Origin of the sequence: Paraburkholderia sp. SEWSISQ10-3 4 (genome assembly GCF_030464785.1) — a bacterium.
Taxonomy (GTDB): Bacteria; Pseudomonadota; Gammaproteobacteria; order Burkholderiales; family Burkholderiaceae; genus Paraburkholderia; species Paraburkholderia aspalathi.
In genome coordinates, this window is the sequence record NZ_JALPRI010000002.1 from 24,738 (window position 1) to 38,203 (window position 13,466).

The window sequence follows — 13,466 nt, forward strand, 5'->3', positions numbered from 1 at the left end:
GCCTTGCCGTCGGATCGGCTTGATGCGAAGCCTCTCATAGCGCTGACCCCTTTGTCTATCCTCAGTCCGAAGACAGACATTCCCAAGCATTTCCCCGCTCCGACAGCAGGTCCTTCAGGTTCTCATAAGGTAGCGTCCCTTACATTCGTGCGCCGACGGCGATGCCGCACAACTGCTGGTCGGCTGATCCGGGATGAGGTTCGAGTCTTTGGTCATTCGACACACCTCGTTATCCAATCGAGATTCGTCCTTCGACATGAATAGTTCCGACTCCCAGCCCCAATCCGATGTGTGGTCCGATTGGCTGTTGCATATACGGCACGGAGATGATCCAGCGCACGAACAAGCCCTCCAGGTCGAACTCAAACACCATGTGGACCGCGTTCTGGCCGGCGCGAGGCTTGCCCCTGGCATGGCGACCGGTTGCTGTTGACCAGTGGCAGCACCCAACACACGCAAGCGCAAGGCGCTGCTCGCGCTGCTTGGCGTGGCCGTCGTCGTGTCGGCAGCGGGTTGCTAGGGTTGAACGATATCTTCTGGCTCTCGTCGATGATTTTCATTGTGATCATTCCACTGGTCTAGCTCACCAAGCCCGGCAAGGGCGGCGGTGGGGCAGCGGCGGGTGCGCACTGAGGCCCCGGTAGTCTGCCACTGGCATCCGCGATAGCGCTCCACGCAAGGGCGACGCGTTCGACGTGCTCGGTGGCTTCGACCTGGTCCGCGAGCAGAAGGAACGCAGGTGGGCCGTCACGCTGAACCGTGCAGAGCAAGCCGATCCGAGGCCATTCACGCGGAAACCGTTTGGCGCAACGCGGGATAGAGAGGGTAGAGGGGTCCGGGTGGCGGTATCTTTACCGCACGCATTCACATGCGCTCCATCTTCCGCATCCGCTTTGCCTCATACATAGCTTGATCGGCTCGATCAATGAGTGTTGTCATCTCGACGCCATCGTCGGGAAGAACAGCAGCGCCGACACTGACATCGAGGTCGAGCGCGCGCCCCTCGAACTCGAACGGCTCACGAACCTGCTCGACCATACGCATGCCCAGCCTCTCGGCATCTGCCTTGGAGTGGATACCGGGCAGGATGACGGCGAACTCGTCGCCACCCACGCGCGCCACCGTGTCCGAGCACCGCGCTGTCTTGTTCATGCGTAGCGCCGCCTCCCTGATTGCCGCGTCGCCCGCGCGATGGCCATAGCGGTCGTTGATGGGCTTCAGGTCGTTGAGGTCCAGATTGAGAATGCCGAGCGTCGCCGAAGCTCGTTGAGCTTGCTGAATCGCCTGCCGTAGTCGGTCGTAAAACAACGCGCGGTTCGGCAAGCCCGTCAGCGCATCTCGCGTAGCCAGATAATAAAGCTCGCTGGTTGCGTGCCTCGCTGCGTGAAACATCGCGGCAGCGATCAGTTCGGACATCAGTTCGAGCGCGCGAATATTTTCGTCGGTGAACGCGTTAGCCGCTGCGCCCACGACCTTCAGCACGCCCACCGTCGTATCGACATGCCTGAGTGGCGTGACGATCATCGAGCGCAGGCCCACTCGCCGACACGCCTCACGGTCGACGCGCGGATCGATTTCCGAGTCCGCACATCGCAGGATGTCGCCGGTTTCCACGCATAGACCGGATAGACTGCCGCTGCGTTTGAGCCGCAAACCCAGCAGCGAGGAAGCAATGCCCGAACTCGCGCGGTAGACCATTTCATCGCCTTCAGCAAGCTCGACCACCGCGCCATCGGCCTGCGTCAGTTGCTGAACACGCTCGGTGACAAAACTCATGACACCGCCAAGATCCAGTCCGAGCTTGGCAATCTCCGTCTGTGCCCGCACGATCGCCAGAAGCGTTTCGTTGTCGGGCACAACGTCGTTGAAGGGTGTCTGCAAGGGTCTCTCCGAGGGCAAATTGCTCAGAGACATTCTACGGGACAAATATTCCATGGCCGACCTGCGAATGGCTTATGGATGTGGATCATCCGGCCGCCGCACCCTCAGCCCAGCGGGCAACCACGTAGTAAAGCAGGCGCATCGGCGTAGGAACGAGTGCGGTCCGGGATTTCCTGACGTTATTTTCAGCAAAGCCTTACAGGCCCGCCGTGGGAACGAAACTTCATCAGGCCCAAGCAACGTAGTTGAGAGCCATTCAAGAATGCCGTCGTTTCGTCTCAACTCGATGCGCAGTTGAGCCCAGGCGTTAGCCGGCATTGCCTTGAGCGGCTTTCGAAACGCTTTCCCATTGCCGCCACGTGGCGAGCCGATCCGCGTAGGCATGTTCTGCGATCTGGAGGGCAGTGTCGCCAAGCAACAGACGCAACGGCGGGGTCTGTGCGTCGACAACCGCGAGAATCGCCTCGGCTGTGGCCTCGGCGTTACCGAGGGCGCGTGAGCCATGGGCTGCCGCTAGCTTCTCGCGCAAGCCGCTGTACGCGTCCAGCTTCGTTGCGTGATGAGCGGATGTGCCGCGCCAGTCGGTGTCGTAGCCGCCGGGTTCGATGAGCGTTACCTTGATGCCGAAGTCCGCGACTTCCTTGGCAAGCGCATCGCACAAACCTTCGACCGCCCATTTGGATGCAACGTAGACGCCTGCCGTGGGGAAAGTGATCACGCCGGCAAGACTGGATACTGCGAGCACGTGACCGCCACCTTGTGAACGTAGTAACGGCAACGCGGCCTGAATGACCCACAGCGAACCGAAGAAATTCGTCTCGAACTGCGCGCGTGCCGCCGCTTCATCTGTTTCCTCGATAGTGCCAAACAGGCCATAACCCGCATTGCTCAGCACCACGTCCAGGCGACCAAAGTGACGATGCGCTTGTTCGACCGCGGCGAACACGGCGCCGCGATTCGTGACGTCGAGTGCGAGTGGAAGAATCGCGTCGCCATACGACTCGACGAGATCATTAAGGCTCGCAATGTCCCGCACTGTGGCGGCGACACTGTCACCGCGTGCGAGAGCGGCCTCGGCCCAGACGCGGCCGAATCCGCGTGAGGTACCTGTGATGAACCAGACTTTCTTACTCATATGCATTAGTTCCGAAAGAGGCCGGATCACCAGCCTGGTTTTAACCGATACCGCTGTCATTGCTAATCTAACAGTGGTAGGTTGGTATTCTAGGCTAACAGTGTTAGTCGTCAAGGGAAATTGTGAAGGGAGTCAGGCTTGATGCCGAATGGCGGTGGCGGTGACGCCCGCGCGGACAGTTTCGGCAGGCAGTGCACGCAAGTGGGGGAGAACAACAGGATAGCGTCGGTTGGTCTGGGGAGTCGTCAGACCAGCGGGTAGGGAGGGCAGGGAGCTTTACTGCTAACCTGGCAGGCGCGCGAATTCGGCGCTGACGTCGGCTTCGTTATCGACGATCCGGAGTTGTTAGTCTATCAAGACTCGGCGATCCTGCTTTTGAACCCCCGGATCAGCAGGTCGAGACCCAATGCGAAGCGCTGGTCGAAGTTGTGATTGAAGATGTCGTCGGCCGCCTCGTATGCGTGGGGATAGCCTGTGTTCGCTAACGCCATGAACGCGGCCCGGCGCGCATCCATGTCGATGTCGTTGTCTGTGCCAAGCGCCTGTTCTTCCATCACGAATCCGAGCACGTAGTAGAGCACGCTGAACGAACCCCATGAGGACAGCCGGGTGTTTGCGCCGGCCTCGGCCAGCGTGGCCATCATCGCGTTGCCGACCCGCATGACATTTTCGGCCACGCCATAACTGCCGGCGAACACGCGCGCGCCGTCCCGATGCTTCAACATCGCGCGGCGGATTTCGACCGCGATATGGCGCAACCGCTCTTCCCACTGATGATGTCGCGGCGCCTTACGCGCGACGTTCTCCATAAGCATATCGGCCATGCCGTCCATCAGTTCCTGCTTGTTCGCAAAGTGCCAGTACAGCGAGGCTGCCTTGATATCGAGCGCCTGCGCAAGTTTGCGCATTGTTACACCCTCGATTCCAAGCTCATCGAGGAGGTCCATCGCAACCTGGATGACCTGTTCTTTCTGTATTGCCATGGGTGCCTTTTTTTGAATGTTGAGGGTATCGAGACTTGCTGCCGCTATTGAGTGTGCGTGGAGATTCGACATTCTAAGCTAACAGTGTTAGTAGCCACTGACAGTTATCGCAGGCGCGCGGTTGCAAAGAAGCAGTTGGAGGCTCGGTGAAGTAAGCAATGGCACGCATTGCACGAACCCAGGACCCGGCATACGGCGCCTACCGACGACAGTTTCAGTTTACTATCTAACACCGTTAGATTAAAGTCCGCGTATTCACTTTGAGGAATACCGTTGATATGAATACGTCGTTCGAAGTTGTGGTGGTGGGAGGCGGACCGGTCGGTCTGTGGTTGGCGTGCGAATTGCGGCTTGCAGGGCTAAGCGTCGTCGTGCTCGAAAGGCGCACGAAACGCGTCGAGCAATCACGTGCATTGACCATCCACGGTCGTACGCTGGAGGTGTTGTCGCTGCGAGGAATCGAGGACCGTTTCCTTGCCACTGGCAAGCCGATCACGGCGGGCCACTATGCGGTTCTCGATACAAGGCTTGATTTTAATATTTTCGACAGCCGCTTTCCCTACACGCTCTTTATTCCGCAGAAAGCAACCGAAGAGATCATCGAGCAGCGGGCGCTAGAACTAGGCGTTGATATCCGCAGAGGCGCTGTTGTCGAAGGCATGACAGTCGATTCAGGCTCGGTCAGCGTTCGTGGGGCGGGACCCGAAGGTGCGTTCGAGCTGACCGGCGCCTATGTCGTAGGAACCGATGGTGCTCGCAGCATTGTCAGACGAGAGGCGGGTATCGATTTCGTGGGATATCCGGCGACAGCGATGGCATTGATGGGGGACGTCGTGCTGGATGCGCCGCCCAGCGTACCCCTGTTTTCCGAATTCAATGAACGGGGCAGCGTGATGGTCGCGCCATTGGGTGACGGTCGCCACTATCGCATCGTTCTCAATGAGGCCGTGGATCGCGGCGTGACGCGCGACGACCCCGTGACGTTCGAGGAACTGACCAGCGTGACGAGGATGATCGCCGGAACGGACTTTTCAGCCCGGGACCCACTGTGGCTTTCGCGGTTCGACAACGAGACCCGGCTCGCTTCTCACTATCGCCGGGGGCGAATTTTTCTCGCCGGCGATGCAGCGCATATTCACCTGCCGGCAGGCGGGCAGGGCATGAACGTCGGCATCCAGGACGCAATGAATCTCGGCTGGAAACTGGCGGCAGTCGTTAAAGGAGAGGCACCCGAATACCTGCTCGATACCTATGAGCAGGAACGCAGGCCGGTGGGTGCCTATCTTCACGATACGACGATGGCGCAAGGCTACTTGATCACCGGCTTCTCACCTCATGGACGCGCTTTGCGAGGCGTATTCAATGACATGCTCAAGAACCCCGAGATCAACGCTTATTTTGCACGGCAGGTTTCTGGCTTCGGTGTGCGCTATCCCGAAGCGCTGCCTGGTTGTGCTGGATCGAGTTCGTCCCTGCTGGGAAACCGGATCCGCGATACTGAACTTCAGTTGAAGAATGGAGAACGGACGAATTTGTATTCGCTTCTCAGCGCGGGAAAATGGGTTCATCTCGCATTTAACGCTGGCGCGCAAGTGGCGATACCAGAATGGCTTCCGACAGACGCGGTAATTTTTGAGGAAGTGAGGGGCGTCGAGCATGCTTCGATGTTCTCTGGGTTGAAAGCGATACTGATGCGCCCGGACGGGTATGTTGCCCAGAGTGCAGAGGAACGTCACGTCGACGCTGCTTAGCACGCAATCGAGTAGCACTTATGTTCATGCCACAATACACGCGTCAACACGCCCACATGAGAGGAGTCAGGTTTGAGCAAGAGCGCCGCGGCGACCACCGAGACATGGCATATGGATGACGCCACGGCGGGCGTGTGGATTCGTGCAGCCCATCTCGGCCGGAAGATAAAGGTCGAGAAGGGCAACATGATTTATCGTCAAGGCGAGCTTGGTTTCACCTTTTACTTTCTGCTTTCCGGTCGTATCCAGGTTTCGATCTTTCAGAGTGACGGCGCCGAGTTCATGCTTGAAATGATGGGGCCGTGGTCGATGTTCGGCGAAAGCCCCGCTATGGATGGCTTCCCGCGCATCGCCACAGCTATCGCAGCCGAAGACTCGGAACTGATCGAGTTCGACATCAGGGTTATCACCGGGGCAATTCCGTCCTGTCCAGAACTTGCCATCTCACTGATGCGCATCGTTGCGCTCAAACAGCGGATTCTGGCGTCCCGCATCCAATACCTCGCGCTTCCAAAGCCGGAGATGCGAATCGGGGAGCTACTGGGACGGATGGCCGAGCTGTACGGCGAGAAGCGCGAGGACGGCACGCTGATATCCATCCCTCTGACTCATGAGCAGATCGCCGCCATGACGGGGGCGACCCGGGTCACCGTCACCCGTGCACTGAAGCGCTTGACGACGCTCGGCGCAATTGAACTCCGGCAACGTCGTATCTGGGTGCTCGACTCGTCCAAACTTCTCGGTTGATTTGGTATCACGCTATACAGACGGCAGCTTAGCTGGTCACCTAAAGTGGTCACGTTGGAATCAATTTCCCGTACTACACCAGTTGATTGAAGGACTGCCATGAGCAAAATCGAGCGCCTGCGTCTTCCTGACGACGACGCAACCTTTGGAAGCAATCGCATTTTCGACCTGTTCCAGTACTCGCCGGCCGTGACGGCTAACGGGCTGGTCTTCATCGCTGGCCAAATCGGCTTGCGTGCCGACGGGTCGATTCCGGAAGATCCGAAGGAACAGATCGACGTTGCATTCAAGCGTATCGAAGCCGTGCTCAAGCATATGGGCCTCGATTTCACGGATGTCGTCGAGCTCGTTTCCTATCACGTCGATGTCGGCTCGCAACTCTCCACGTTCCGCGAAGTAAAGGAGCAATACATTCGCTCGGACTTCCCGGCGTGGACCATTCTCGGTATCGCCGCGCTGGCTCGCCCTGAGCTTATCGTCGAGATCAAGGTGGTCGCTGCGACCCGCAAGTAAGTTCCACTTTCGCCGGCCGCGGCCTGATTGTCGAATGAGAGCGTGCTCCCTTGGGCCCGATCTACGACATATATTTTGGATTACTACTTGGTATTATGACCACTCGAGTGAAAACTAACGGATTCGCGTTCGTCGAGTTCGTCTCATCCCAGCCGATGGAACTCGTCGAACTCTTCGAGAACCTTGGCTTTCGCCTTCGCGGCAAGTCGAAGAGCGACATGCTCCTGATGACTCAAGGCGCAGCCGTGTTCATTGTTAACGGGAATCCGAACGCGTTCGAATCCCAGCATGGTGCGTCGGTGCGTGCGATTGGGATTCGCGTCAACGACGCGAAGGTAGCGCACGAGCAGGCGTTGTCCGGCGGTGCTGCTAGCGCATCCGCGGAACAGGAGGGCGAGTTTGTCCTCGATACGCCGACGATTCTCGGTATCGGAGATAGTCTCGTGTACTTCGTCGACCGCGACTTCCGCGAAATCTTCTTGCTTCCAGTCGAAGCCAGAAACACGCAGGAGGGTGATGCCAATATCCTGGCCGTCGACCATACGTCGAATATTGTGCACCCCAAGAATCTCGATTTGTGGGCCAACTTCTACCGCGACACGTTTGGGTTCGCTGAGAAGCAGTATCTCGAAGTCAAAGGCCATATGTCCGGAATGCGCGCGCGCTCAATGGTGAGCCCGTGCGGTCGTGTATCGATTCCGGTGGCTGCCGCCGCTCATGACCAACCCGGCGTGCTCAACCAGAACGATGAATTCATCCGCGACTACGGCGGCGAGGGAATTCAACACATCGCGCTGCTGACATCCAACATCGAAGACACGATTAAAAAACTCAGTGCTGCCGGCATTGAGTTCATGGCGGCGCCATCGCAGAACTATTACGACGGAATCGATGGGCGTCTTCCGGGACACGGCCTTGACATCGAGCACCTGGCTGAGCGTGGCATCCTGGTCGACGGCAAGGGTCCGCAGAAGATTCTGCTGCAGCGTTTCACGAAGCGCCAGATAGGGCCGGTTTTCTTCGAAATAATTGAACGCCGGGGAGAAGACGGATTCGGCGAAGGCAATTTCAAGGCCCTGTTCGAATCGCAGGAGAAAGATCAGCAACAACGCGGCTCACTTAATTGACCACCGCGTAGCAGAGAACCCACGGTCCCTGCTGCGGACCCTTTCACTGACCACCCTGAAGGAATGAAGCCATGACAGAACAGAACATTCGGGACCATCTCCTTTCCCGATATAACGGATGGATGACCGCAATAGCGGAGAAGAACATCGATGCGATAGCGTCAATTTACGCGAGTGACGCCGTTTATATGCAACCGGGACAGCCGCGGCATGTTGGCAAGGACGCGGTTATCGCCGTATGGCGTACCTATCTCATGCGCCCTGACTTCAAGGCGCTCTACAGCCCAACGCTGACCGTATCCGCGAGTCTCGACATCGCGTATGACGTCGGTAGCTACGTCGTCAGCTTGACGCGGGAGGGTGAGCCGGTGGAAATCCGTGGGAAGTACGTGGTGATATGGAAGATGGAGAAGGGCGATTGGGTCGTTGCCGTCGATATCGATAACACCGACCACCCGTTGTGAGTGTTGTCGCGCAGCACATGAACGAACAGGTCGTCGCCTCAGGCGACAAAAAGGGATCGGGAAAAAATCCTGGCGGGCCGCCTGCGTTTGAAGGATCCCTGCCTACGCCGTATATGTTGCGTCAATTAAATGCATGAACGCATATTATGCATACAGTAGGTACGTGTGCATGAGCATTATTCGGCTAAGCCTAATTTCCTTTCCACACTCTACCCGCCGGGTAACCCCATATATCACCAACCAAGCGGGTTAACCCCGCTTGGCGTCAAGCCAAAACGATCCTAACGTTACACACATTGATTGAACGACCGGACGGTTTATTAATGTCCGACCCGCTCAATCAGGCGGATGTGTTCCTTCAGATTACCCATCTACTTCCCGTTGCCGGGCAGCGATCCTGCTCGTCCCGACGAAAGCGAAGAACCCGACTCTCCGGCCGCGACGGCAATAAATACGACACCTATATCTGGAGATACCAACGTGAAGAGCTGGATTGAATGCAATGCCAGGCGACTCGTTGTCGCACTGGCGGTGGGAGGGTGCGTCCTCGCACTTTCGGGGTGTGGCAGTTCGGACAATGTCGCGTCGCCGGCGCCAGTCGACTATGCAGCGCTGTGCACGAAAATAAACGGCCAGCAGTTCAATGGCATTACGGTGACGGCAACTTCACGCATTGCTGCCGCAGGTGGCAACCCGGGTTATTGCAAGGTCAGCGCAACGGGAGCCGCCAGTACCACACTCGACATCGAGGTCGATCTTCCCGACAACTGGTCGAAGCGGCTGCTCCAGCAAGGTGGCGGTGGTTTCGACGGAAGCATCCCCACGGTCGAAGCAACATCCGCACAATTTCCGCTCATCAAGCCCTTGGTCCGTGGGATCGCCTATACCGCTTCGAATGGCGGAAACCGCACCGGCAATCCGGCGGATCTGCTGACGAATGCAACGGCGGAGAAGGACTACGCGTATGCATCGACGGGAATCACGGTTCATTTCGCCAAGGCAGTGATTGCCGCCTTTTACGGTTCCGCGCCGAAATATACGTACTTCAGCGGCGCGTCGAACGGTGGCCGCGAGGCCTATCTTGCCGCCCAGAATCAGTCGGGAGACTACGACGGCATCATCGCCGGCGACGAGACCATGAATATGGGAACCCAGGTAACGGCGATGCTCAATATTGCAACGCTTGCCGGTTCCGCTGCGATGCCCTCAAGTGCTCAGTGGACAGCAGCGTATTCCGCGGCAGTCGCACAATGCGGGAATGCCAACGGCGTGATCCTGAATCCTGCTGCCTGTACCTTTGATCCGTCGACCCTGCAGTGTGGTGCATCCGGTGCGCCCGCGGCAACCTGTCTTTCGGCAGCGCAGTTGCAAACCGTGCAGCGAATAGTCGCGCCATTGTCGACAAGCGGCGGCCAGTTACTGTTTTCCGGGTACAACTGGGCGGATTTCGGCTCCATGTTCGGGGTCGGTTCCTATGGCGGGCTGGGTGGCGGCTTCGCGGCGATTGCGACAGGCAATGCGAACTGGCTGCTGCCCGCAACGGTATCGGGCAGTCTGCAAGCGAACTTCAACGTCGACACCTCGTATCCGGTCATTGCCGCAGGGCTGCAAAACGTCGGAGCGGATCACAACCTGCAGGCCATCGCGCAATACCTGATGGCAGGCAAAAAACTGATTTCGTTCAACGGCGCAGCCGACCCGTTGATTTCACCACGCGACCATCTGCGTAACTGGCAAACCGTCGTGCAGCTTGCCGGGTCCGCGGGAGGCAATGCACGCTTCTATCTTGAGCCAGGAGTGGGCCACGTACTCGGTGGCAACGGTCCTGATCAGACAGACTATCTCGGCGCGATGATCGCGTGGGTCGAACAGGGTACCGCCCCAGGGCAACTGGTACTGACGAAATTCGATTCCAACGGCAATGTGACGTCGTCCCTGCCGGACTGCCCGTACCCAACCGTGCCGCACTATTCGGGCTCCGGCAGCGTGAGCGCCGCGGCCAGCTACACCTGTGCCGCAAGCTAGACACGCGTGAATACCTGCCAATAGCGAATAACGATTTCCTGCGCGTTTGCGGCAAGGACTTGCCCCTGTCTCATGGCGTCATGAACACGACTAAAGCGGATCACAATGGTCTTGATCGGCGCGCGAGGGTAATCGTCGAGATCGTCGACGGAAAGTGGAAGTTGCGCAACGACTAACCGTGCTGTGCCTGGAGTGAACTGGTGTCGAGCACGCGGCACCAGCTCAACCCATGTTGGACACAATGCCTACCTGCGAGAACAGTCAGACTGCGCTAGATGTGTGCGCACATACAACTGACGTCCTTTCCGCGAATATCTGCGAAAATCCAACCTGAACAGTCCCCACGCATCGAAGGTGTGCCGGCGTGCACGCCTTCCCGCTGCCCTCACGCGGCAGGCCGTGGCGAGGAATCTGTCAACACAGGGTATCGCAATGCAAATATTCGTCGGAAATGGACAGGCGCATGAAAGGTAGTGCAACCGGCATCGGGCGCAAACTCGAACTCCTGTATGGACTGGTTGCCTCGCGGGTATTTCACCACGCGTCGACGATGTTAAGCGGCGACGTAACCTTCGCGCGCGTCATCTCCCTGTTTCACCTCCATCACCACGATTCGCAGACCATTGCTGAACTGGCCGAGGCAACTGGCCTGAGTCATGCTGCGGCCAGTCGTATGGTCGACGGGCTGTATAGGGAAGGCGTGGTGGATCGTCAGGAGGCGGCCGAGGATCGCAGGCAGAAGTGTGTTGAATTGACGCCTGATGGCCTGAAAAGAATAGAAGCCATGCGCCAGGTAACAACCGAGGCCTATGCTGAGATGATGGCGCGAGTGCCAAAGGAATTGCGCATCAGGCTCGACGAGATCCTGATGGAACTCGAGCCGTACGTGATCCCTTCTGAGCCAGAGCCGGAAGGCCGTCCGCGTAAACCCCGATCGCGTCGCCAAAGCTGAGGAAACGCAACCATGAGCGATAAATCGTCAGGCGGATTTGGAGACCTGGTGTCAGGCGGCAGCCGCCACCACCAGATTTTTCCAATACTGAATGAAAGACAGTTTGCACTATTGGAGAGGTACGGTGAGCGCCGCAGGCTGAACACGGGCGACGTGCTGTTCTCCGAAGGTGACCGGCACATTCCCATGTTCGCGATCGTCTCAGGGACGATCGAGGCGACGAGAGGCTCCGGAGACGCTCTCCACGTGCTGGGTTCGCACGGTCCAGGCTGCTTCACCGGTGAGGTCGGAACACTTGCCGGCCGCGCCGCGGTGGCATCGGCGCGCGCCACCAGTGATTGCGAAGTCATCGTAATCGACGAGGAATCGCTGCGCGCGCTCGTCATCGCAGAAGCCGAATTAAGCGAAACGATCATGCGTGCGTTCATTCTGCGCCGGGTCGCTTTTATTCAGGACCAGAGCGGGGGTATTCTGGTCATTGGCAGTGCGGCGTCCGCGGCCACGTTCCGGCTTCGGCATTTTCTGAGCCGCAACGGTCAGCCATCGGCCTACTTCGATATCGTCGACCATCAGGAGGCGCAAGCGCTTCTCGAACGCAATGGCGCGACGGAAGCGGATATTCCGGTGGTCATCACGCGGCAAGGTCACGTTCTGAAGAGCCCGACCCACCGCGCCGTGGCCGATGCAGTTGGTCTCAGTCCCGACAAGCTGAATGGAGAACGGTTCGACGTGGTCGTGGTGGGCGCCGGACCGGCAGGTCTTGCGGCCGCGGTATACGCGGCCTCTGAAGGCTTGAAGGTCGCGGTTCTCGACACCAAGGCGCCGGGTGGCCAGGCGGGTACCAGTTCGAAGATAGAAAATTACTTCGGGTTCCCAACGGGTATCTCGGGTCAAGCGCTTGCCGGCCGCGGCCTGTCGCAATGCCGGAAATTCGGTGCCGAGGTCGGCGTACCCATTGAAGCGCTCGGCATCGATTGCCAGGACGCACCGCCTTTTCACATTCGGCTCAACTACGACGAGCACGTATATGCCCGCGCTGTTGTCGTTGCGACTGGCGCGCGTTATCGGAAACCGCCGCTGGACCGCCTTGAGAATTTCGAGGGGCGCGGCGTTTACTACAGCGCGACGTTCATGGAAGCCGCGTTTTGTGCCAACGAAGAATTGATCATCGTCGGCGGCGGAAATTCAGCCGGTCAGGCAGCCGTTTTCCTCGCGGGATTTGCTCGGCATGTCCACATCGTGATTCGCGGTGACGGACTCGCTACGAGCATGTCGAATTATCTGATCCGACGGATCGATGCGGCGTCCAACATTACCGTTCATCAGCGGACTCAGGTCGTAGAACTGTACGGCGATGAGCGGCTTGAATCGGTCAAATGGGACCGGCAAGGGCAGGTCGAACAAAAGCCGATCCGGCACGTCTTCCTGTTTCTCGGTGCGCAGCCCAGTACAGGCTGGCTCGGCGATTGTGTTGCGCTGGACAAGAACGGCTTCGTGCTCACCGGCACCGATGCACTTAAGGCGTGCCCGCCAGATCGTCCGCCTAGATTTCTGGAGACGAGCCGGCAAGGCATCTTTGCCGTTGGCGACGTTCGCAGTGGTTCGGTGAAGAGGGTCGCGGCGGCTGTCGGCGAGGGCGCCGCTGTCCTTCAGTCGCTGCATGAGTATTTGGCTCTCTATGAGTGAAGTCTGACTGCAAGTGTCGGCAAAATAGCGGCGTTCGGACCATGCAGCGCCGTAGCGATACGTACCTCATGCGGGTGCGTTACGACCAATCGTCGTAACGCACCCCGCGTCAAATCTGGACGACTTTTCGTCCATGCCGCATCAAGCGCATAGCTCGCGACAAAAGTACACAAATCCAGACAAACGGCTCGTGGACGGAAGA

The 13,466-nt window shown here is 58.4% G+C and carries 11 protein-coding genes and 1 pseudogene; 9 read left to right on the top strand and 3 right to left on the bottom strand.

Annotation, left to right across the window (positions count from 1 at the left end; all coding sequences use genetic code 11):
• Positions 1-864: 864 nt before the first annotated feature.
• From M0D68_RS06070 to M0D68_RS06080, 3 genes are all read right to left on the bottom strand, one after another.
• Positions 865-1,881, bottom strand: coding sequence for a sensor domain-containing diguanylate cyclase (locus tag M0D68_RS06070; protein ID WP_234487127.1), 1,017 nt, complete (start codon positions 1,879-1,881; stop codon positions 865-867).
• A 307-nt stretch (positions 1,882-2,188) separates the two neighbouring features.
• Positions 2,189-3,016 carry an SDR family oxidoreductase gene (locus M0D68_RS06075; protein ID WP_200622304.1) on the bottom strand — a complete coding sequence of 276 codons (828 nt, stop codon included), beginning with the start codon at positions 3,014-3,016 and terminating at the stop codon, positions 2,189-2,191.
• A 353-nt stretch (positions 3,017-3,369) separates the two neighbouring features.
• Positions 3,370-3,999: a TetR/AcrR family transcriptional regulator C-terminal domain-containing protein gene (locus tag M0D68_RS06080; RefSeq protein ID WP_093633616.1), complete on the bottom strand. Its 630-nt coding sequence runs from the start codon at positions 3,997-3,999 to the stop codon at positions 3,370-3,372.
• Between the two features lie 278 nt (positions 4,000-4,277).
• On the opposite strand from M0D68_RS06080, the gene M0D68_RS06085 reads away from it, so the two are divergent.
• From M0D68_RS06085 to M0D68_RS06125, 9 genes and pseudogenes are all read left to right on the top strand, one after another.
• Positions 4,278-5,750: an FAD-dependent monooxygenase gene (locus M0D68_RS06085; protein WP_266223997.1), complete on the top strand. Its 1,473-nt coding sequence runs from the start codon at positions 4,278-4,280 to the stop codon at positions 5,748-5,750.
• A gap of 72 nt (positions 5,751-5,822) precedes the next feature.
• Positions 5,823-6,497: a Crp/Fnr family transcriptional regulator gene (locus tag M0D68_RS06090; protein WP_143131660.1), complete on the top strand. Its 675-nt coding sequence runs from the start codon at positions 5,823-5,825 to the stop codon at positions 6,495-6,497.
• Positions 6,498-6,596: 99 nt separating this feature from the next.
• Positions 6,597-7,010 (top strand): RidA family protein, encoded by a 414-nt coding sequence (locus tag M0D68_RS06095; protein ID WP_093633613.1) that lies wholly within the window; start codon positions 6,597-6,599, stop codon positions 7,008-7,010.
• Positions 7,011-7,060: 50 nt separating this feature from the next.
• Positions 7,061-8,137 (top strand): 4-hydroxyphenylpyruvate dioxygenase, encoded by a 1,077-nt coding sequence (gene hppD, locus M0D68_RS06100; RefSeq protein WP_266223998.1) that lies wholly within the window; start codon positions 7,061-7,063, stop codon positions 8,135-8,137.
• Positions 8,138-8,208: 71 nt separating this feature from the next.
• Positions 8,209-8,601 carry a DUF4440 domain-containing protein gene (locus tag M0D68_RS06105; protein ID WP_211701101.1) on the top strand — a complete coding sequence of 131 codons (393 nt, stop codon included), beginning with the start codon at positions 8,209-8,211 and terminating at the stop codon, positions 8,599-8,601.
• A 480-nt stretch (positions 8,602-9,081) separates the two neighbouring features.
• Positions 9,082-10,626, top strand: coding sequence for a tannase/feruloyl esterase family alpha/beta hydrolase (locus M0D68_RS06110; protein WP_266223999.1), 1,545 nt, complete (start codon positions 9,082-9,084; stop codon positions 10,624-10,626).
• 53 nt (positions 10,627-10,679) lie between these two features.
• Positions 10,680-10,802, top strand: a pseudogene (locus M0D68_RS06115) (branched-chain amino acid ABC transporter substrate-binding protein); the annotation flags it as partial.
• A gap of 287 nt (positions 10,803-11,089) precedes the next feature.
• Entirely contained in the window at positions 11,090-11,578 is a 489-nt protein-coding gene (locus M0D68_RS06120) for a MarR family winged helix-turn-helix transcriptional regulator (RefSeq protein ID WP_167378328.1), read from the top strand.
• A gap of 12 nt (positions 11,579-11,590) precedes the next feature.
• Positions 11,591-13,264 (top strand): FAD-dependent oxidoreductase, encoded by a 1,674-nt coding sequence (locus M0D68_RS06125; protein WP_093633608.1) that lies wholly within the window; start codon positions 11,591-11,593, stop codon positions 13,262-13,264.
• The last annotated feature ends 202 nt before the right edge of the window (positions 13,265-13,466 follow it).

Excerpts from the sequence above, each read along its gene's own strand:
- M0D68_RS06075 (WP_200622304.1), bottom strand. The coding sequence starts at position 3,016 with ATGAGTAAGAAAGTCTGGTTCATCACAGGTACCTCACGCGGATTCGGC.
- M0D68_RS06080 (WP_093633616.1), bottom strand. The coding sequence starts at position 3,999 with ATGGCAATACAGAAAGAACAGGTCATCCAGGTTGCGATGGACCTCCTC.
- M0D68_RS06085 (WP_266223997.1), top strand. The coding sequence starts at position 4,278 with ATGAATACGTCGTTCGAAGTTGTGGTGGTGGGAGGCGGACCGGTCGGT.
- M0D68_RS06095 (WP_093633613.1), top strand. The coding sequence starts at position 6,597 with ATGAGCAAAATCGAGCGCCTGCGTCTTCCTGACGACGACGCAACCTTT.
- M0D68_RS06105 (WP_211701101.1), top strand. The coding sequence starts at position 8,209 with ATGACAGAACAGAACATTCGGGACCATCTCCTTTCCCGATATAACGGA.
- M0D68_RS06120 (WP_167378328.1), top strand. The coding sequence starts at position 11,090 with ATGAAAGGTAGTGCAACCGGCATCGGGCGCAAACTCGAACTCCTGTAT.
- M0D68_RS06125 (WP_093633608.1), top strand. The coding sequence starts at position 11,591 with ATGAGCGATAAATCGTCAGGCGGATTTGGAGACCTGGTGTCAGGCGGC.